18 protein-coding genes are annotated in these 20,139 nt (G+C 70.5%); 3 read left to right on the forward strand and 15 right to left on the reverse strand.

Features of this window, described 5'->3' with window-relative positions:
- Positions 1–110: 110 nt before the first annotated feature.
- From AB0F15_RS14155 to AB0F15_RS14200, 10 genes are all read right to left on the reverse strand, one after another.
- Positions 111–1,475, reverse strand: coding sequence for a hypothetical protein (locus AB0F15_RS14155; protein ID WP_360269884.1), 1,365 nt, complete (start codon positions 1,473–1,475; stop codon positions 111–113).
- 1 nt (position 1,476) lies between these two features.
- The gene (locus AB0F15_RS14160; protein WP_360269886.1) at positions 1,477–2,073 is read right to left on the reverse strand and encodes a DUF3558 domain-containing protein; all 597 of its coding nucleotides are present in this window, start codon (positions 2,071–2,073) and stop codon (positions 1,477–1,479) included.
- Positions 2,070–2,426, reverse strand: a complete 357-nt coding sequence (locus tag AB0F15_RS14165) for a hypothetical protein (protein ID WP_360269888.1) — start codon at positions 2,424–2,426, stop codon at positions 2,070–2,072. Before AB0F15_RS14165 ends, AB0F15_RS14160 begins: the two co-directional genes overlap by 4 nt.
- 130 nt (positions 2,427–2,556) lie before the next feature.
- The gene (rplI, locus tag AB0F15_RS14170) at positions 2,557–3,018 is read right to left on the reverse strand and encodes a 50S ribosomal protein L9 (RefSeq protein ID WP_360269889.1); all 462 of its coding nucleotides are present in this window, start codon (positions 3,016–3,018) and stop codon (positions 2,557–2,559) included.
- A 14-nt stretch (positions 3,019–3,032) separates the two neighbouring features.
- Positions 3,033–3,281 (reverse strand): 30S ribosomal protein S18, encoded by a 249-nt coding sequence (gene rpsR, locus AB0F15_RS14175; RefSeq protein WP_003098744.1) that lies wholly within the window; start codon positions 3,279–3,281, stop codon positions 3,033–3,035.
- Between the two features lie 43 nt (positions 3,282–3,324).
- Positions 3,325–3,843 carry a single-stranded DNA-binding protein gene (locus AB0F15_RS14180; RefSeq protein WP_286000828.1) on the reverse strand — a complete coding sequence of 173 codons (519 nt, stop codon included), beginning with the start codon at positions 3,841–3,843 and terminating at the stop codon, positions 3,325–3,327.
- 17 nt (positions 3,844–3,860) lie between these two features.
- On the reverse strand, positions 3,861–4,190 hold the full coding sequence (gene rpsF, locus AB0F15_RS14185) for a 30S ribosomal protein S6 (RefSeq protein ID WP_323325134.1): 330 nt from the start codon (positions 4,188–4,190) through the stop codon (positions 3,861–3,863).
- 115 nt (positions 4,191–4,305) lie between these two features.
- Positions 4,306–5,208 (reverse strand): hypothetical protein, encoded by a 903-nt coding sequence (locus AB0F15_RS14190; RefSeq protein ID WP_360269892.1) that lies wholly within the window; start codon positions 5,206–5,208, stop codon positions 4,306–4,308.
- 79 nt (positions 5,209–5,287) lie between these two features.
- Positions 5,288–6,193 (reverse strand): hypothetical protein, encoded by a 906-nt coding sequence (locus tag AB0F15_RS14195; protein ID WP_360269893.1) that lies wholly within the window; start codon positions 6,191–6,193, stop codon positions 5,288–5,290.
- 116 nt (positions 6,194–6,309) lie between these two features.
- Positions 6,310–7,113: a hypothetical protein gene (locus AB0F15_RS14200; RefSeq protein ID WP_360269895.1), complete on the reverse strand. Its 804-nt coding sequence runs from the start codon at positions 7,111–7,113 to the stop codon at positions 6,310–6,312.
- A 114-nt stretch (positions 7,114–7,227) separates the two neighbouring features.
- On the opposite strand from AB0F15_RS14200, the gene AB0F15_RS14205 reads away from it, so the two are divergent.
- Positions 7,228–8,001 (forward strand): deoxyribonuclease IV, encoded by a 774-nt coding sequence (locus tag AB0F15_RS14205; RefSeq protein WP_360269897.1) that lies wholly within the window; start codon positions 7,228–7,230, stop codon positions 7,999–8,001.
- On the opposite strand, the gene AB0F15_RS14210 is transcribed toward AB0F15_RS14205, so the two are convergent.
- Positions 7,998–9,548, reverse strand: coding sequence for a glycosyltransferase 87 family protein (locus AB0F15_RS14210; protein WP_360269899.1), 1,551 nt, complete (start codon positions 9,546–9,548; stop codon positions 7,998–8,000). The genes AB0F15_RS14205 and AB0F15_RS14210 overlap by 4 nt on opposite strands.
- Before the next feature lie 48 nt (positions 9,549–9,596).
- Positions 9,597–10,655 carry an ROK family transcriptional regulator gene (locus tag AB0F15_RS14215; protein WP_360270009.1) on the reverse strand — a complete coding sequence of 353 codons (1,059 nt, stop codon included), beginning with the start codon at positions 10,653–10,655 and terminating at the stop codon, positions 9,597–9,599.
- A gap of 55 nt (positions 10,656–10,710) precedes the next feature.
- Here AB0F15_RS14215 and AB0F15_RS14220 point away from each other — a divergent pair, with 55 nt between their 5' ends.
- Complete coding sequence (locus tag AB0F15_RS14220) at positions 10,711–11,757, forward strand: Gfo/Idh/MocA family oxidoreductase (RefSeq protein ID WP_360269900.1); 1,047 nt, start codon at positions 10,711–10,713, stop codon at positions 11,755–11,757.
- Between the two features lie 42 nt (positions 11,758–11,799).
- Here the strand turns inward: AB0F15_RS14220 and AB0F15_RS14225 are convergent, their stop codons facing one another.
- A complete protein-coding gene (locus AB0F15_RS14225; RefSeq protein WP_360269902.1) occupies positions 11,800–12,774 on the reverse strand; it encodes a S8 family serine peptidase in 975 nt (324 codons plus the stop codon).
- Positions 12,775–12,835: 61 nt separating this feature from the next.
- Positions 12,836–15,157: a transglycosylase domain-containing protein gene (locus AB0F15_RS14230; protein ID WP_360269904.1), complete on the reverse strand. Its 2,322-nt coding sequence runs from the start codon at positions 15,155–15,157 to the stop codon at positions 12,836–12,838.
- Between the two features lie 749 nt (positions 15,158–15,906).
- On the opposite strand from AB0F15_RS14230, the gene AB0F15_RS14235 reads away from it, so the two are divergent.
- Positions 15,907–16,485 (forward strand): hypothetical protein, encoded by a 579-nt coding sequence (locus AB0F15_RS14235; RefSeq protein WP_360269906.1) that lies wholly within the window; start codon positions 15,907–15,909, stop codon positions 16,483–16,485.
- A 67-nt stretch (positions 16,486–16,552) separates the two neighbouring features.
- On the opposite strand, the gene AB0F15_RS14240 is transcribed toward AB0F15_RS14235, so the two are convergent.
- Positions 16,553–19,888: a ricin-type beta-trefoil lectin domain protein gene (locus tag AB0F15_RS14240; protein ID WP_360269908.1), complete on the reverse strand. Its 3,336-nt coding sequence runs from the start codon at positions 19,886–19,888 to the stop codon at positions 16,553–16,555.
- Between the last annotated feature and the right edge of the window lie 251 nt (positions 19,889–20,139).

A 20,139-nucleotide genomic window follows, 5' to 3' on the forward strand; every position in this document is an offset into this window, starting at 1 on the left:
TCTTCCCCCATGAAGCTCGAACCCGGTAAAGATCGAATCAGTCAAGCCCGGCTCGGTGAACCCGCAAGCCGGGCGCCCATCTTGGCACGCGCCCGCCGGTCCGGCGTGCGCTACTCGCCGATGACCGGCGGCGCGGTCAGCTCGTCCGACCCGAAGATCTCGTTCGGGTCTTCGCCGAGCAGGTACTTCGACGTGCGTTCCTCGTCACCGCCGCCTTGGCCCTTGGCGCCGTGACCCATCCCGCCCATGCCACCCATGCCCGTGCCGCCGCTGCCGCGGCCCGCCGCCGCGCCGCCCGTCGCCCCGCCGGCGCCCGCACCGCCCCGGCCGGTACCGGCCGCGTCCGCGCCGCCGGGCACGGCCGCGCCGGTCGAGCCGCCGGGCCCGAAGCCCACGCCACCCGGACCGAAGCCACCGGCCGGGTCGCCGATCCCGCCCGAGCCACCGGGCCCGAAGCCGCTGCCGCCGGGGCCGAAGCCACCGCCGGGGATGGAGAAGTCACCCGCGCCGCCTGAGCCGCTCGAGCCGAAGCCGCCGGCCCCGGGGATCTTCGGCGGGGTGAACCCCGACGAGTGCGTGCCGTCGCCGAAGTTCGGCGGGGAGTAGCTCCCTGGCCCGGGGACCTTCGAAGGGTCGTAGTTTCCGCCGGGGACCTTCGAGGGGTCGAAGTTCGGCGGCTTGGCGGGGTCGAAGCCCGGCACCTTACCCGGGTCGAAGCTGCCACCCGGGGTGTTGGGCTGGCCGCCGAACGTCGGCACCCCGCCCGGCCCGGGCATGTTCGCGCCGGGCACCGAGCCGGGCCCGGTCCCGTTGCCGTCACCCGTGCCGTTGCGGTCCTGGCCGCCCGGCTTCTTCTGGCCGTCCTTGCCGCCGTCGACGGTGACGTTCTCCTGCTGGCCCTGGAGCGCGGAGTACGTCGGCATCTTCTGGCCGTTGTCGTTGCTCGCCTTGTAGTACGTGTTGAAGGCGTCGACGTTGGCCTGGCCCTTGGCGTTGTAGTCGCGGATCGCCCGGTCGGTGTCGGTCGTCCACGGCGTCACCGCGTTGAGCAGGTTGTTCTTCGGCGGGTCCTTGGGCACCGGCTGCACCTGCGCGTGCACCGCGGTGAAGGCGTTGTGCTGTTCGCCGAGGTACTTGTCGGAGTCGGTGAGCTTGGTGCCGGAGTCCTCCATCCACACCCGCAGCGGGTGGGCGCCGGCGTTCTGCGCCGCTTCCGCGCCGCCGCCGGTCCAGGCCGCGTCCATCTCCCTGGCCAGGCCGTCGATGGTGCTGAGCCGGTCGGAATAGGCACCCTTGAGCCGGCTCGCCGCCGACTGCCCGTTCGCGATCGAGCCCGCGCCGGGACCGGTGGTGATCTTCTCCCAGATGTCGTAGCAGTCGATCTTCCGGTCGCCCTGCACCGACGTGTGGTCGTCCGAATGCGTGGTGGCCATGTTGTACGCGGCGAAGCCACCGAGGAGCACCAGTTCGAGCATGTCAGCCTCCCACCAGGGTCTGAACCATCGCCTCGCCGAACTTCTGCGCCACCGGGCACGGGTCCGCCGCGCCGGCGCCGTGGTCGTACTGCACCAGGATGTTGACCGCCAGCTCGTCGGTGACGCCGACGAACAGGCCGCACTTGCCGTTCTTCCGGCCGTCCACCGCGGCGGCGTAGACCGCCGGGTAACCGCCGATCTGCGTCTCTTCCCAGTAAGCGTCGTTGGCCTTCGTGTCGTAGACGTCGCTGAGGCCGTTCTTGTTCGCCGTCACCGTCGTCACGTCGATCTGGTTGCCCGGGTCGGCCGCTTCCTGGAACGTGCAGCTCGGGCCGTTGCCCGTGGTGCGCGAGGCGCCTTCGCCGAGGCCGAGGGAGGAGCGCGCGGACGACGACAGCGTCGCGCAGGCGTCCGAGGTGATCGACGCGGCGTTCAGCGGGCTCGGCACCTTCGGCGCGGCGCCGCCACCGGACATCTCGCTGCTCGAGCCGGCCGTCGACGGCGCCGGGTTGGCGGTGCCGTGGGTCTGGCCGCTGCAGCCGGCGAGCGCGAGCACGGCGAAGGCCAGCGCCGGCACGGCGGTGAATCGTCGGTTCACGTGGCCTGGTTCCCCGTCTTCGAAAGGTCGGCCTGGGTGTCCGACTCCTTGGTGGTGATCTTCTGCTTCGCGGCGGTGAGCGCGTCGATGTAGTTCTTGACGTAGTCCTGCATCTTCTGGTTCTGCTCGAGGAACGCCTTGCCGGACGGGTTCGCGAGCTTCTCCCAGTCGCCGCTCGCGAACTCCTTGCCGGGCGCCTTGACGTTCGCCATCAGGTTGGCGTCGTCGTAGTCGCGCTTCAGGTCGGCCTGCAGGTCCTGCCACTTCTTGATGACGCCGTCGATCTTGTCGGCGTCGAACGTGAAGCCGCCCCCACCGCCGGCCGGCGCGGACATGTTGACCTCGTTACCCATCCCGATCCATCCCCTTCGCGTCCGGCGCCCATTCTCCTCCGACGCCGCCGAGGTGTCCGAGGTTCCCCGAAAAGCGTGAAGGCGGGCCGCCCACCAGGGGCGACCCGCCTTCACACGAAGTACAGCCTTGTTACTGAGCGACGGCCTTGACCTCGAGCCGCACGTCGACCTTGACGTCCGGGTGCAGCCGGGCGCCGACCGAGTGCTTGCCCACGGTCTTGATGTGGTCGCGCAGCTCGATGACGCGCTTGTCGAGCAGCGGCCCACCGGCCGCCTTGATCGCGTCGACGATCTCGCCGGCGCTGATCGAACCGAAGAGCTTCTTCGAGCCCTCGGCCGCCTTGCCGGTGAGCTGGATGGCGCCGAGGCCCTCCAGCGTCGCCTTGATCTCCTTGGCGTGGTCGAGGTCGCGGATGCGACGGCTCTCCTGCGCGCGCTGGATCGTGCGGACGTTCTTCTCCGCGCCCTTGGAAGCCGGGATCGCGTACCCGCGCGGGAGCAGGTAGTTGCGCGCGTAGCCGTCCTTGACCTCGACGATGTCGCCGGGGCCGCCCAGGTTGGCCACGTCCGTGGTGAGGATGATCTTCGCCATGTCAGTGCCCTCCCTTAGCGCGCGGTCGAGGTGTAGGGCAGCAGCGCCATTTCGCGGGAGTTCTTGACCGCGATGGCGATGTCACGCTGGTGCTGGCTGCAGTTGCCGGTGACGCGACGCGCACGGATCTTCCCGCGGTCGGAGATGTACTTCCGCAGCAGGTTGGTGTCCTTGTAGTCGATCAGTTCCGGACGGCCCTTTTTCTCGGCCTTGCAGAACACGCAGACCTTCTTCTTGGGCTTGCGAATGGGTGGCTTGGCCACTGGTTACTCCTGGAAGTTCAAATCTTTGTGGGTGTGTACGAGATCAGAAGGGGGGCTCGTCGGAGAAGCCGCCGCCACCACCGCTGCTCGCGGCCGGGGCGGAACCCCACGGGTCGTCGGCCGGCATTCCGCCGCCGCCGCCACCGCGGTTCCCGCCGCCACCGCCGCCGCCGAAGTCACCGCCGCCACCGCCGCCGCGGCTGACCTTGTTGACCTTGGCCGTGGCGTAGCGCAGCGAGGGGCCGATCTCGTCGACCTCGAGCTCGACGACGGTCCGCTTCTCGCCTTCCTTCGTCTCGAACGAGCGCTGCTTCAGGCGGCCCTGCACGACGACGCGGGCGCCGCGGGTCAGGGACTCGGCGACGTTCTCCGCCGCCTGCCGCCAGATGTTGCAGCGCAGGAACAGCGCCTCGCCGTCCTTCCACTCGCCCGACTGCTTGTCGAGCGTGCGCGGGGTCGACGCGACGGTGAAGTTCGCGACCGCCGCACCGGAGGGGGTGAAGCGCAGTTCCGGATCGGACGTCAGGTTGCCGATCACCGTGATGACGGTGTCTCCAGCCATCGGGATTCCCCTTCGGCTCAGGCCTTGGCGGCGACGGGAGGCTTGGCCGCGGCGCGCTTGATCTCGCGACGCATGACCTTGGTGCGGAGCACGGTCTCCTGCAGCGACAGCTGGCGGTCCAGCTCCTTCACCGCGTCCGAGGACGAGTTCAGGTCGAGCAGGGCGTAGATGCCCTCAGCGTGCTTCTTGATCTCGTACGAAAGCCGGCGCCGGCCCCAGACGTCGACCTTCTCGACGCTTCCGCCCGAAGTGCGGATCACGTTGAGGAAGGTGTCCAGCGTCGGAGCGACGGTGCGCTCGTCGAGCGTGGGGTCCAGGATGACCATTACCTCGTAATGGCGTGACACAACCACTCACCTCCTATGGGCTCGCGGTCACGGACTGTCCGTGACAGGAGGGTTTGTCCAGGTAAGGCTACCTGGAGGGATCGAAGAGACCGGACAGCGGGGTCTCTTCCCGGGGTCAGGCGGCCCGGCGCAGGACCCAGGTGCGGACGAGCCCGGCGGTCACCCCGGCGAGCACGATCACCGCGATCAGCATGGGCAGCTGCACGTCGTTCGGCGCGCTGGTCGAGGCCAGCGACTGCGCGTTGCCGGCGTCGCGGATGTCCACGCCCTGGCCGCTCTGGTCGCCCGCGCCCGCCTGCGGGGCCGACACGTCACCGGGGAGGGTGCCGTTCGCCGGGTACCGCACGCCCGGGGCGACGGCCGTGCCGGCGGTCGCCGTCGGGATGCCGCTGTAGTCGCGCATCGGCGCGCTGCCGCCCGTGCCGCCGGCGGTGCCGGGGTTCAGGTTCGAGAGGTTGCCCGACGCGCCGCCGGGGGTGGTCGCGGTGCCGCCCTGCTGGGCGCCCGGGCCGTTGCCCGGCTGGGTCGCGGTGCTCGGCGCCACGTAGTTGCCGGCGAGCAGCGTGAGGCCGCAGCCCTTGGCGACCGTGCTCTCGACGCTGTTCAGCGTCTTGTTCCAGTCGAGCCCGAGACCCCACGTGCCGGAGGCGGCCAGTGCGGCGCGCACCGCCTTGCCGATCGCGGCTCCGCTCACCTCGCCGCCCGCGGAGTTCGGCACCTGGCCCACCACGATCGAGTGGTTCTTGGCGATGGAATCGCCGGCCCAGCTGCCGATCGCGAGGGTCCCGGCGTTGTTCGCCCCGTTGGTGACCAGGGTCTTGACCGAGGCCCCGTCGATCGCCACCTGGTCGCCCATCTGCCCGGTGACCGAGCCCGTGCAGCTGGTGCTCACGAGCGTCGTCGCCGCGGAGGCCGTGCCCGCCGTGAGGAACGCGCCGCCGGTCACGAAAGCGGCGACGGCGGTGAGGGTCAGTGCGCGGCGGGTCGTCTGCCAGGTGGGGATCTTCCGCACGAGCACTTCCTCCGTGGGTATCGGGACGTCGTCCTGAACAACAGGATGAACGAGGGAGATACGCGAAAGATACTCGGCAGTCAGATCAATTCGCAGCGGCCATTCGGCGGAGCACCCAGGTGCGGACGAGCCCGGCGCTGACGCCGGACAGTGCCAGGACCGCGATCAGCAGCGGCAAGTTCGACCCGTTCGTGAAGCCGTCCGATGCGGAAGGGAGCGCTTCGGCCTGGCCCGCGGTCTGGACGCCGGGGTTGCCGTCCGGGGTGCCGTCCGGACCGGTGAGCCCGTACTGCGGCGCGTAACCCGGGATCTGGCTGCCGTACCGGATGGCCGGCGACGGCGTGAACAGCCCGGCCGTCGCGAACGGGATGCCGCCGTAGTCGCGCATCGGCGCGTAGCCCGTGCCGAGGGTGAAGGGGAAGCCGCCGAACACCGGGGTGCTCGAGAAGCCGGGCAGGAGCGGGCTGTTCGCCTCCGGGATCGGCATGGTGCCCGCCGGGGTGCCGCCCTGCGGCGCGCCCCCGGTCCCACCCGGCGACGGCGGTTGCTGCGGGTTGCCACCCGCGCCCGGACCGGGCTGCTGCGGGGCGGGCTGACCGCCACCCCCGACCGCGCTCAGACCCTGCTGAGCGCCGCTGGTCACCCCCTGGACGCCCTGGTTGATCGCGCTCGCCGCGGGTCCGCCGACGACGGGGACCGGCGAGACGACGGTGTTCACCACGTTCACGGTGACCTTGCAGACGGTGTTGAGCAGTCCGCTCACGGTGGTGGTCAGCACGGTGGTCGCCTGGGTGACGATGCCCAGGTCGATGAGGGGCAGGCCGAGCAGCGAGCCTTGGACGTGGTCACCCGGCTTGGCCGTCACGGTGCTCCCGCAGGGCACGGTCTTCGTGTCCGCCGAGGCGGTGCCGGGCAGGCCGAGCACCGCCGAACCGGCGAGCACGACCGCCGTCGCACCGACCGCTGTAGCCCTCCGTGTTCGATCCTGCATGCTCGCCGCCCCTGGTTTCGTCGCCTCTGCCCAGGACAACGACGTTAAGCCAGGTGAGTAACGCCCGCTCGTTCAGAAATGTCCGGCATTCGGGTGGAAGCCGACGTCACCGTGCGTCAGGCGGGGCTGCGGCGGATCCAGGCCCGGACGAGCGCCGCCGCGACGACCGCCAGCGCCAAGACCGCGAGCAGCATCGGCAGCTTCGCCGGCGGGGCGACGGCCGGCAGCGCCTCGGCGGTGCCGGACTTCTGGGCGTCGACGGTCGGCGGGAGCTGCTGGCCGGGGATGATCTGCGCGATCACCGGCGCCTGCACCAGGCTGCCGGGCAGCAGTGCGGCGTTGGTGACGATGCCCGAGATCGCGTCGCCCGGCAGGCCCGCGTTCCCCGGACCCGTGATCACCGGGCCGGTGCTGGTGCCCGGCGGCGGGTTCGGGACGGGACCCGGGCTCGGCGGGTTCGGCCCGGGCGGGGCGGGCTGGGGCGGGTTCGGGCCCGGCGGGAGGGGCAGTGGCGCCGGCGCCGGCAGGTCGGCGGCCACGCCCTGCGTCAGGTTGCCGACCGCGTTGGCCGTGCTCTGCGCGGCCGGGCAGACGCCCTTCGCCGCCAGGTCGCCGACCAGCGGGACCTGGCCGATGCCTAGCGCCTTGACGGTGTCGCCCAGCGGCAGCGTGAGCAGCGGGGCCGTGCCGTTCGTGTTCCGTGAGCTCGAATCGAGGCCGATGGACAGCTGGTTCGGGGCGTTCAGCGGGGCGCCGGCGTCCAGCACCAGGCCGGGCGAACCGCCGTTCTGTAGCGTGGCCTCGCAGTTTCCGCCGAGAGTGGGGTTGGTTTCCGCGCTCGCCAGGCCCGGCGCCGCGAGCGCGGCCGAAGCCGCGAGTGCGAAGCCCAGTGCGGTGATCCGGGCGAAGTGCTTCCCCATCGTGCCCCTCCGGCAATCGGACCAATCTGGATCACGGAACGCGCTCACGGTACTCCACGAGCGTCACCAACCGGCCCCACTGGGCGAAAATCCGCCCGGAGTAGCGTGCTCGGCATGCTGATTGGCGCCCATGTCCGTGACGACGACCCGTTGACCGCGGTCGCCGAGCGCAAAGCCGACGTCGTCCAGTTCTTCCTCTCGGACCCGCAGGGCTGGAAGGCCCCGAAGCCGCATCCCCACGGCGAAGCCATCCAGGCCGACCCGGTCGAGGTGTTCATCCACTCGCCGTACCTCATCAACGTGGCTTCGCTGAACAACCGGATCCGGATCCCCTCCCGGAAGAACGTCACGCAGCACGCGGACGGTGCCGCCGCCATCGGCGCGAAGGGCCTGATCGTGCACGGCGGGCACGTCGGTGCGAACGACGACGCCGAGGCCGGCCTGGACAACTGGCGCAAGCTCTTCGAGCGCGAGCAGGAGAAGGGCGGCTTCAAGGTCCCGATCCTGATCGAGAACACCGCCGGCGGCGAAAACGCGATGACGCGCGACCTCGACGTGATCGCCCGGCTGTGGGACAAGGTCGGCGAGTTCGGTGCCGGGTTCTGCCTGGACACCTGCCACGCGTTCGCCGCGGGCTGGGACCTGGCGACCGCCGTCGAGAAGGTCAAGGCCATCACCGGCCGGATCGACCTGGTGCACCTCAACAACTCCCGCGACGAGTTCGGCTCGACCCGCGACCGGCACGCCAACGTCGTGCAGGGCGACGGGACGATCGACCCCGACGTGCTGGTCGCCGTCGCCCGTGAGGCGGGCGCTCCCGTCGTCGTCGAGACCCCGGCGGACGGTCAGGCGGCCGACATCGCCTACCTGCGCGAACAGCTGAGTTAAACGGCCACGGCCTTCCGGCGGCCCCGCGTCGCGTTCGGGATGATCACGTCGCGGGCGCCGTCGAGGAAGCCGCCGGCCGGGTCGTCCTCGCCGTCCATCCGGACCAGGTCGGTGGCCGGGCGGTAGATCTCCCGGACCACCAGCACGCACAGCCCGACGACGGCCAGATCACGCAGGGACACCGTGCCGAGGAACCAGCCAGCGGGCAGGCCCTTGTGGTCGATGCCGAGGTAGTAGAACATCCGCGGCACCCAGACCACGGCGTCGATCAGCATCCAGCCGAGCAGCAGCCGCCAGCGCGGGATGGCCAGCACCGCCAGCGGGACCAGCCACAGCGAGTACTGCGGGCTCCAGACCTTGTTGGTCAGCAGGAACGCGGCCACGACGAGGAACGCGAGCTGGCCGACGCGCGGCCGTCGCGGCGCCGCGAGCGCGAGGTAGGCGATCCCGGCGCAGCAGGCGAGGAACAGCACCGCCACCGTGACGTTCAGGTACGTCGGCGTCTGGTTCTTCTGCAGCACGCCGTCGAACCCGGCCCAGCCGGTGGTGTACGAGAAGACGTTGTACAGCGAGTCCGGGTCCATCGGCCGCAGGGCGCTCATCCGGAAGAACTCCCACCAGCCACGGGTGGTGTACAGGATGAACGGCGCGTTCACGGCCAGCCACGTCACGACGGCGGCGCCCGCGGTCTTCCAGAACGGGGTGAGCTTCCCCGCGCGCAGGCACAGCGCGAACAGCACGCCGAGCAGGAAGAGCGGGTAGAGCTTCGCCGTCGCGCCGAGGCCGAGCAGGAGCCCGGCGAGCAGGGGACGCTTGCGCGCCCAGGCGAGCAGGCCGGTCGCGGTGAACGCGGTCGCGAGGGCGTCGAAGTTCGTGAACGCGTGCACCAGCACCAGCGGCGAAACCGCCACCAGGACCATGTCCCACGGACGGCGTTTCACCGTCCGGCCGGTCGCCCACACGGTGACCAGCCACGCGGCCGCCAGGAAGAACGCCGTGATGTCGAAGTAGACCGCCACGGGCAGGGCGCCGGGGAGCCAGCCGGACTCGGCGACGTTCAGCCAGCCCGCCGCGAGTTTCGCGTTCACCCACTGGAAGAGACCGGTGAGCACCGGGTACTCCATGTACCGGGTGTTGTTCTCGGCGGTCTGCGAGCTCTCCTTCCACGACGTGGCGTACGGGAAGGTGCCCGGCCGGTCGAGCCGCTCGGAGCCGTAGAGCGGCACGATGTCGGAGTAGCACATGGCGACGAACGGGCGGCCCGCGCGCCAGTCGAGCTGGGTGGCGCCGCTGGAGTCCTGGTACTGCTGGATGCAGGAGCCCTTGCCGAACCAGCACAGCATCAGCGCGAGCGTGGCCAGCAGCAGCCCGACGCGCTGGGGCGACCAGAACCAGTGCCTGCCGACCGCCGCGTGCTCACCCAGCGGGCCGCCGAGGGGCCTGGTGACCGCCGCCGCGAGCGGCTCGTTCCAGCTCGGGACGACCCGTTCCGCCCGGGTCAGCGTCACGGGGCCGGGTTCCGGCTCCCGCGTGGTCTCCTCTGGCACGAGGCGGATCGTATCGGTGTTCGGCGTGCACGGCGGTGAAGGCGGTGATCATGCCGGATTCGCGTAGTACGCGGCCAGCACCTCGGCCGCTGCGCCGCGGGTGACGATCTCCTCGCCGAAGGCGTCTTCGACCACGTCGATGCGCTGCCAGTGCGGCAGCGGCAGCAGTTCCCCGAGCCGGGCCGAGACGGCTTCGCGGTGCACGTCCGGCTCGTCCCGGACCGCGCGCCCGGCCAGCACGATCCGCTCCAGGTCGAGCACCTGCACGAGGTCGGCCAGCCCGATGCCGAGGAAGCCGGCGGCGGTCCGGGTGTCCGGCGCCCGCTTCGCCATGATCTCGACGCAGCCGCGCCGCCCGCAGGCGCAACGCGGTCCGTCGTAGGCGATCGTGGTGTGCCCGAATTCACCAGCGTTGGTCCGCGGGCCGCGGTAGAGCCGCCCGTCGATCAGCAGGCCGACGCCGATGCCGGTGCCGACGAGCACCACCGCGGTCGCGGTGGGCTCGCCGTGCGGCCAGAGCTGGGCGAACGCGGCGGCGTTGGTGTTCTTGTCGAGTGTCACCGGCAGCCCGGTCCGCTTCTCCAGGAGGTCGCGCAAGGGCACGTCGTGCCAGCCGGGCATGTTCGTCGCGTCGCGGACCAGGCCGGCGCGGTGGTCCAGCGGGCCCACCGCGCCGAGGCCGAGGCCGAGGACGTCGAAGCCGTCGGCGAGCTCGAGCGCGGTGGCACCGATGGCGTCGACGGCCTGCTCAGGCGTGAAGCCCGGCGGGAGCGGCCCGCCCGCCGTCTCTTCGACCTCGCCGACGAGGTTGGTGCGCAGGACGCGGAACTCGTCGCGGTCGAGGCGCGCGCCGAGTGCGTGCCGGGCGCCGGCCCGGATGCGCAGCAGCGTGCGGGGTTTGCCGACGCCCGCCGACGGCTGGCGCTGTTCGTCCAGCAGGCCGGCGTCGAGGAGCTCGGGCACGATCTTGGAGACGGCCTGCTGGGTCAGCCCGGTCCGGTCGGCGAGTTCCACCCGGCTGAGGCCGCCGGCGCGCAGGATGTGCGTCAGCAGGAGGGCACGGTTATGCTCGCGCACGTCGCGCAGGTTCACCCCGGTGTCCGCCATGCCCAGGATCTTCGCACGTCTGGTCAATTAGGCAACGCTGTTGTTTAATGGCGGCATGGTGGACGACTTGCGGGTGGGCATCCTCGGGTACGGCATCGGCGGACGCGTCTTCCACGCGCCGCTGGTCGCCGCGACGCCGGGGCTCACCCCGGCGGTGATCACCACGTCGAGCAGCGCCGCCCAGGCACGCATCGACCACCCTGGCGCGGAGATCGTGCCCGACCCCGACGCGCTGTTCGAGCGGGCGGCCGATCTCGACCTCGTCGTGGTCAGCACGCCCAACCGCACGCACGTCCCCCTCGCGCTGCGGGCGATCGAAGCCGGCCTGCCGGTGGTCGTCGACAAGCCCTTCGCGCCGACCGCGGCCGAAGCCGAGCGGGTCGTCGCCGCGGCGAAGGCGGCGGGCGTCGGCCTGACGGTCTTCCAGAACCGGCGGCTCGACTCCGACTTCCTCACCCTGCGGAAGGTCCTCGGCTCCGGACGGCTCGGCGAGGTGTTCCGCTTCGAGTCCCGCTACGACCGCTGGGTGCCGAAGCCCAAGGACAACTGGCGCGAATTCGGCGACCCGGCCGAGGCCGGCGGCCTGCTCTACGACCTCGGCGCGCACATCGTCGACCAGGCGCTGCAGCTGTTCGGCCCGGTGACGCGGGTCTACGCGGAGACCGACCGCCGCCGGGCCGGCGTCCAGGTCGACGACGACGTCTTCGTCGCGCTGACGCACGCCAACGGCGTCCGCTCGCACCTGTGGGCGACCGCGCTCGCGGGCACCCAGAACCCGCGGTTCCGGGTGCTCGGCGACCGCGCGACCTTCACCAAGTACGGCCTCGACGTGCAGGAACCGCAGATCAAGGCGGGCATGCGCCCCGGCGACGCGGGCTGGGGGGTGGAGCCGGCGTCGGACGCGGGCCGGATCGGTGTCGGCAGCGACGTCAAGACCGTGCCCACCGAGGCAGGCCGCTACGAGCAGTTCTACGCCCAGGTGCGCGACGCGCTGCGCGGCGAAGGCGAGTTCCCGGTCGACCCGGAGTCGTCGGTCGAGGCCCTGCGCGTGATCGAGGCCGCCCACCGCTCCGGCGTCGAAGGCACCGTGGTCGAACTCTGACCCCCTGACCGGCCGTGACCTCGGTGACCCCCAGCTCCGAGGTCACGGCCTCCTTCGTCTCAGCACCACGAAGGCCGCGCCGAGCACGAGCACGCCGCCGGCCGCCCACAGCGCGAAGACCCACCACGGAGTTCCGGTGTCGACGGCCGGCTCGGTGGCCAACGCGGCCACCGGGTCGATCAGCCCGTAGCCGTATTCGGCGTCCCGCCCGGGCGGGCCGAGGTCCTTCGCCGTCCGGATCAGCTGCTCGGTGACCTGCGCCGCGGTCAGGTCCGGGTACCGCGACCGCACGAGCGCGACCACGCCGGACACGATCGCGGCGGCCTGGCTGGTCCCCGAAGTCGGGGCTTTCTCGCCGTGGCGAGACGTCGAGATGTCGACACCGGGCGCCGCGAAACCGACCTCTGGGCCGGAAACGCTGACGTCGGCGCGGAACTTGCCCGTCCGGTCGACCGCCGACACGGCCAGCACACCCGGCCGGTCCGCCGGGCTCGTCACCTCGCGGTCCTCGCCCGCGTTGCCCGCCGCCGCGACGACGACCACGTCGTGGTCACGCGCGTAGTCCACGGCTTCGTCGTACTCGGTGGACTTCCCGCCGCTGCCGAGGGACAGGTTGACGACCTTCGCGCCGTGGTCCACGGCCCAGTGGACGGCGGCGATCGCGTCCGACGGGCCACCGGTCAGCCGGGCCGGCAGGAGTTCCGCCTTCGGGGCGACACCGCGGGTGCCCGCGGTTCCGCGTCCGGCGATGAGCAGGGCCATGGTCGTCCCGTGCCCGATGGCATCCCCCGCGGGAGCGCCGAGGTCGGGGAAGTCCGCGCCGGGCAGCACGGCCCCGTCGAGATCGGGTTCCGCGGCGATCCCGGTGTCGATCAACCCGATCCGCACCCCGGCGCCCTCGGAAAGCGTCCACGCCCGGGGCAGCCCCAGCTGCTCGGCCCAGTACGGGCCCGCGGCGTCCGCGGTCGTCGGCAAGGTCAGCAGGACGGCGAGCGTGAGGGGAGCGAGTTTCCGCATGACCTTCCCGACGGATGATCGCGGGACGGGCGTCCCGCGACCATCCTGTCAGACCGGCGTGTCACGGGCCGAAGTTCGCTTGGCCGGTGTCGTTCCCGTTGCCGCGTCCGGGACCCCGGCCGTCACGCCGGTTGTCGCCGCGAACGCGCTGCTGTTGCTGTTGCTGCTGGTCCTGGTTGCCACCACGGCCGGCGGTGAAGCCCTGTTCCTGTTGCTGCTGCGCCTGTTGCTGCTGCTGTTGCTGGAACTGCTGCTGTTGCTGCTGCTGCTGGAGTTGAAGCTGCAGCTGGTCGTCCTGCGGAGCGGTGATCGCCTGGACGCGGTCGAAGCGCTCGGCCGGCTTCCCGGCGAGGTAGAGCTGCATGAACCGCTGCCACACCGGACCGGCCACGACGGACGGCGTCAGCGGCGCGCCGGTCGGGCCGCGCAGCGCCTTGTCGCCGTCGCTGCCCACCCACACCGCGGCGGACACCGAGGGCGTGTAGCCCACCATCCAGGTCTGGGAGTTGGTGTTCGCCGCGGACGCGGGTTCGTCGTCGCCGGGGGTGTGCTGCTGGGTGCCCGTCTTGCCCGCGCACTCGTGGCCGGCCGGGCAGGACAGCCGGGAGAACGGGATCACCGGCGCGAGCGCGGCGGTCACGTTCCCGGCGATCTGCCGGCTCTTGCCGCGGTCGTTGTCCGCGAACGCGTCCGTCGCGCGCGTGTCGGCTTCGTAGGCGGTCTCGCCCACCGCGTTCGTCACCTTCTGCACGAAGTGACGGCCGTACTGGACACCGCCGGAAGCGAACGTCGCGTACGCCGCGGCCATGTCCGACGGCGTCACGGCGGTCTGACCGCCGCCGATGGCGATGTTGTTGTCGCCGGTGAACAGCGCGCTGCGACCGCCGTTGTCCTTCGTGCGGATGCCCGCTTCCTGCGCGGCTTCGGCGACCCCCGACGGCTTGGTCACGTTGAGCACCATGTCGTAGAAGACGGTGTTGGTGGACCGCTGCATCGCCTCGGCCACCGTGCACTGCTCGGAGCAGCTGCTGCTGGTCCCGGCGTTGCGCACCGGCAGGGGGACGTCCGGGAACGTCCGCGGCGAGCGGCCGTCGAAGACCGCGTTCAGCCCGCGGCCGCCCTTGAGGAAAGCGGTGAGGTCGAACGGTTTCATCGACGACCCGGGGTTGTGCGGCTCGTCCGCCCAGTCGCGCCCGGCCTGGTCCTCGCCGTTGGGGCCCTTCACGATCGGCGCCCCGCCGTAGTAGGCGAGCACACCACCGGACTTCGGGTCGACGGCGACGAGCGCGTCGAGGATGCGGTCGTCGGTCTGCCCGGCCATGCCCTGGGCCACGGCCTTCTCGGCGGCGTCCTGGGCTTTCGAGTCGATCGTGGTGAACACCTGGAACCCGCCCGAGTAGTACTTTTCCTCGGGGATGCCCGCCGCGGCCAGTTCGGCCTTCGCCTGCTTCCTGATGAACGGGTCGATCGCGTTCGCCTGCCGCGATTCGACCAGCGGGATCGGCGTCGGGAACCTCGCCGCCGTCCGGTCCGCGGCGGTGAGGTAACCGTTGCGCTGCATGCGGTCCAGGGCGGTGTTCCACCGGTCGCGGGCCACCGTCGCGTTCTCCGAACGGCCCGGCTGCTGGATCAGCCCGGCGAGCAACGCGGCCTCGGAGTAGTTCAGCTGGGCGGCGTCCTTGCCGAAGTACGCTTGCGCGGCCGCCTGGACGCCGTACCTGCCGCGGCCGAAGTAGATGGTGTTGAGGTAGGCGGTGATGATGTCCGCCTTCTCGTAGGTCTGGTTCATCTTGAACGACTTCGCGAGCTCGACCCACTTGCGGGTCAGCGTCGGCGCGTCGTCGCCGGAGGAGACCTTGATGTACTGCTGCGAGATCGTCGACCCACCACCGGACCCGCCGGTGACCTGGTTGTAGGCGGCGCGCAGGATGCCGGTGACGTCGAAGCCGGAGTTGGTCTCGAAGGACGCGTCCTCGGTGGCGATCACGGCCTTCTTGACGACGTCCGGGATCTGCTCCGGGCTGAGGATCTGCCGGTTCCCGCCGGTGGGCACGTCCTTGCCCATCTCGGTGCCGTCGGCGTAGAGGTAGGTGACCGCCTGGCCCTGCGACTGCGCGACCTTGTCCGGCGAAGGCACGTCGACGGCGAAGTAGGTGACCACGAACGCGATCGCGGGCACCGTCAAGAACAGGCCGGAGAGCACGTACAGCACCCGGCGGACCGTCTTCCAGCGGCGTTTGCGCAGGTCCAGCGCGGTCTGCAGGGCGACGTCGGCGGTGGGCTCGTCCGGCTCGTCCGGCCGCGGGAGAGGCAGGCGTGGCTGATAGCGACCACGCGGAACCGGCCGCCGGCCGGACCTCGAGCGATTTCGGTCGTTGTACACGGGCCGTCCTCGGGTACGCAAGTGGGCTGCTGGCGCAGACCCCTCGACACTGCACACGGACCGCGGACGGATGTGGTTCACGCAAACCGGCCCGGCAGTCCGGCTGCCGGTCAGAGCGCCAAGCTCGGGTACGTGCCCCACCACTGCGTGTCGTCGGGCACGTGGTCACCGTCGACGTCGGCGGCCGCGGTCATCACCCGGGGCCGGCGTGCGGAAGGCCAGTGCCGCCACCGCGGCTTTCGGCCGGCTTCGTCTCATTTCTTCCCCCTCTCGGACGCCGGGCGCACCGAATTCACCGGTTGCCGGGGAAATCGGCATACGAAATTCTGTGGAATATGCGGCCGCCGAAAGGGAAAAGCACTATCCGGCGGAGCGGGTGACAGCTCGACGCGGATCGGCACACGAGAGTGGCGAAGGCAGGACAGTGAACACGATTCTCCCCGGGGTACTGCTGCGACACCGGCACCTCCCCGTGCTCCGGTGGTCGTGGCCAGGGCAAATACCCAGCACACTCGATCATCAAAGCTCTCCGGGTTCGGCGCGCACCAGCCGCCATTCGGGTGCAATATCGGACAAACGCCCACTGGGTGTAGCGGCTTCACCTGCCTATTGCGAGTGTCGGGTACCCAGCGCCGAGTCCTCTGCTCCATTGGGAGCAATTCCCTTTTCTGCCTTGATCACACCGGTGTTGGTCGGGCACGCTGCGAACCGAAGGGATTTCTCCGAAATTCATTTCCGAAGGGGTCACAATGGCTGGAAGACGTCTTGCTGCCGTGCTCGCCGCCACGGTGCTGTCCATGCTCGGCGGCGCGGTGTCGGCGGGGGCGGCCCAGACGCACCCGGACTTCCGCGCGGACGCCGTGGCGGCGGGGTTGACCGCCGACCAGGCCGCGGCACTGCAGGCGAAGGCGGACAGCTACCTCGCCACGACCGGCGGCAAGCAGGTCGCGCCGAACAAGATCGACCTGGACGGCAACGCCACGGTCGTCCTCACCGTGCCCGGCGAGACGAAGGTGCGAAACCTGAAGACGACGAACACCGCGGCCGACTTGGACCCGTGCTTCTACGGCGAGCAGCACGCCAAGGACGGGTACTTCTGCGCCTACAGCGAAACTTTCTTCATGGGCGACGTGATCGAGGCGTACAACTGCGCCCGCTACTCGCTGCCGAACTGGACCGGCACCGGTTCCTGGATCAACCAGCAGACGTCGGGCACGCGCGCCCGCTTCTACGGCCAGTCCGGGAATCTGCTCTACACGACGCCGGTGCCCGACAGCTTCGAGCAGGCGTACTACTGGGGTCCGGTGTGGAGCATCCGGAACTGCTGACGCCGTAAGGGAAAACGGGCCCTCCGCGCACTCGCGCGGAGGGCCCGTTCTTCGTGCCGGTCGAGCGTCAGTGCAGCGGAACGTCCTGCGTGTACCCCTTCCAGTACTGCGTGGTGATGTTGCCGCCGTAGTCACAAGTGGACTGGACCACCTGAGAGGTCCCGTTGGGGTTCGCGTCCCCGAGCGAGAGGCACTTCCCGGTCTTCAGGTTGACCACGAACTGCCGGGGGTTCCCCTTGCCCGGCGTGGGTTGCGGCGGCAACGTCCAGATCTGGTTGTTGTCACCGGCCACGCAGGACCCCACCACGACGGGTGCGCCGTCGTCCGTGCGCCCGTCGGCCACCTGCAGGCACAACCCGGCCGTGCGGTCCTGGAGGATGTAGCCCCGCGCCTGGGTCGAGTCGGGCAGGTTGATCACGACCTTGGCGTCGACCTGGTTCCAGTACCCGTAGCCCCACGACTTGCTGCAGGACCGGAACTCCGTCGTCGTACCCGGCTTGGTCACGTTGCCCTTGAGCTGCAGGCACGCGTAGTTGGCGTCGGGACCGGTGGACTCGTTGACGATCATCGGGGTGTACCCCGGCCCGTCGGGCACCGAATCGATGGCCAGGGCGTCGAACGCGACCGCGTCCAGGCCGTTCGCCCCAGTCGTGATCGTGTTCAGGTGGACCTTCGGCTGGCCGTAGAACGGGAACGCCCCGAGGGGGACCCATTCGTCGTGGTGGTCGCGCTGGCGCACCGGCACGTTCACCGGGCCGTTGGCCGTGTCGACGACGTACACCACGTCCGCGTCCGCGAGGTGGGACGGGATGTAGACCATCAGCCTGGCCAGCCCGTCGACCGACGGGAAAGTCCAGTTGCCGATCAGTTGCGTCTTGTGCCCCTCATCGGTGTCGGACCGGGTGTGGCCGTACCAGTAGTGCGCACCGTAGCCGCCGCCGACCTGGTGCAGGTCGATCTTGGACGACGCGCTCGGGTAACTGAAGGAGAAGTCGCTCCCCACCATGTTGGCGTGGATCCCCCGGCACGGCCGGACCGCGGGAGTCTGGGTGGTGACGTCGTCGACGACTCCGGCCGTGGCCACGATCCCGGTGTGGCTGGGATTGCTGTCGTTGTTGTCGCACCGCGGCGGGTAGCTGGCGCCGTCGGCGGGCTTGCCGACGCCCGGGTCGTACCGGACGAACTCGAAGCCGCACGTGCTACTGCAGTCCGTCTTCCAGGTCGCCGCGGTCTTGACCCAGCACCGCAGGTCGAGCTTGCCGGCCGCGTCCCTGTGCAAGCAGGGCCCGGGCAGCTCACCCGGCACGTCGGGCTGGACCGCGGTGCCCCAGGAACAGCTGTTGGCCGCGGTGCAGAAGGTCTGCGGTGCCGGTCGCGCGGTGCGGCGGTTGTAGTTCGCCGTCCCGGGCGTGGTGTCCGGTCCGCTCGCGCCGTTCCAGGTCGCTGCCCGGAAGAACGGTTCCGGCTGGTTGGGTGCTTCGTAGCCCGACGGCGGGCTGGTGGCGAAGCCGAGCACCTTCTCCGGGTACGGCCACTTCTCGGGGTGGGCGAAGTCCGACGGCTTGGTGCCGAAGTTCGCCCGGTCCGCCGAATAGCGCGGGTTCGCCGGGTTGTTGAGCCAGCCGAGGCCGATGACACCGGCGTCGTCCGGCTGGGTTCCGTCGTGCAACCCCGAGTTGTACGCCCAGGTCGCGTAGAACCAGTTCTCGATGCGCATCGGGTCGTTGTTGTTCAGGGTCATGCCCTGGATCTGGAGCTGCTGCCACTTGTCCAGCAGGATGTCCAGACCGGAGTTGATGTTCGTGATGTACTGCATGCCGATCGCGCGCTGCTCGCTCGGCAGCCGCGTGACGTCCGGAGTGCCCGGCTTGGGGTGCCCGGCGAGCCGCATGCCGTCGGTCGTCTGGGTGACGCCGTATCCGCAGTCGGCCTTGTCCCACCGGATGTCCCAGTCGTTGCTCGTGTTGCCGTCGTAGATGTCCAGGCCGTAGTAGTTGCCGACCAGGGGATTCCCGTATTCGCCCGCCCAGATGTTCCGGGCCGCCTGCCACAGGTTCGATTCCTGGCCGAGGATGCCCAGCAGGATCTGCGCGGGCACCTTGTCGCCCACACTGCGCGCACTTGTCACCGCATTGTCCGCGGCCCACTCCACCTCACGCGGGGTGGGCTGATAGACCTGCGTTCCCGGGTCGTTGCGCGGCACCGAGCAGACGCGGTCGGCGTCGACGGTGTCGTTCCAGCGCGGCTTGATGCTGTCGCCGGGGTCGACGCCGAAGCCGAACGTCCTGCCGGTGCGCAGGCTTCGGGTGGCGATGTGCACCGGACGCGGCCGGTGCGGGTCGCTCGCCGCTTTCGTGCCCGGCTTGACCGGCGCGAGGACCACGTCCGTGATCGCCGTCTGGCCCAGCGACGAAACCTCGGCGTCCGCCGGCACGTCGAGCTTGGCGACCGTGCCCGGCAGGGCGGCCAGCTTGGCCGGCGCACCCGTCACGAACACCTTGCCGCCGACGCCCGAAGCGACGCCGATCGACCCGAGCGGGCCGCTGGCCAGCGTGGGTGCGTCCTGGCGGAGCTGCCGGGACGACGTCGCGCGCCGCACCCGGCTGTCGTTGCCCGCGAGGTCCATGAAAACGACGCCGCCCTGGGCGTCGGCGCGGACGTTGAACGGGACGCCGCCGGTGCCGGCGACGAGCCGCTGCTTGGTCCCGTCGGTGCCGACCTTGAGCAGGCCCGCGGTGTCGGCGACGACGAACCCGCCGTCGACCGGGGTGGCCGAGGTCGTCTGCCCGGCGAGTTCCGTGCGGGCGCTGAGCTTGCCGGTCGTGGTGTCCACGGTGACGACACCGGTCTTCGGGATCCGGTCGCCGCCTTCCTGCGTCAGCGCGGCGGTTTCGTCCGCACCGCAACCGGGGTTGTAGTACGAAAGCGTCGTGCGGATCGGCAGCTTCGTCACCGCGCCGGTGACGAGGTCGACGACCGCGGTCAGGCCGCCGCGGGAGGTGAGGTCTTCCTTGTTGGTGAAGGTGCGGGGCGCGTAGACGATCACGGCGCGCTGTCCCGACCCGGTGACGCAGCCGTGGCCGATCCACTGGTCGGTCTCGATGCCGGTCACCGTCAGGTCGGCGATCGTGCGCCAGCTGTAGCCCGTCTTCGCTTCGGCCGTCAGGACGTGCAGGCCTTCCGCGTCGCCGGTGGTGGTCCAGAGTCGGTCGCCGGAGGCCTGCCAGCCCTGGCCGAGCAGTTCGTCTCGCTTCGCGGCCGCGAGGACGGGGGGATCGTCGGCGGGAACTGCTGGTCTTTCCTGGGTTGTCTGCTCGGCGGAGGCCGGTGTGGCGGCCACCGCCGGTACCAAGGTGAGGAAGGCCAGCGCGCCGAGCGCAGCCTTCCGCCAACTGGATCTCATCTTTTCCCTTTCCTGCGCGCAGGATGGGCCGAAAGAATTCGGACACGGGTATTTCCGGCGCGCGAAATCGTGGTTTGCCGACGTGCGGAAAAGGCGTACTACGCCAAACGCACTAGAATGTGCGGAAACGAAGACCCGTGGTGTCCGGTCGGGAAGGTCGGCAGCCGAAGAACGACGTCATGAGGAAACCCCACAGCCTGGTGGCGCCGATGCCTCCCCTTGCTCGGCCGCGATCATCAGCGCGAACTCGC

Origin of the sequence: Amycolatopsis sp. NPDC026612 (genome assembly GCF_040638285.1) — a bacterium.
Lineage (GTDB): Bacteria > Actinomycetota > Actinomycetes > Mycobacteriales > Pseudonocardiaceae > Amycolatopsis.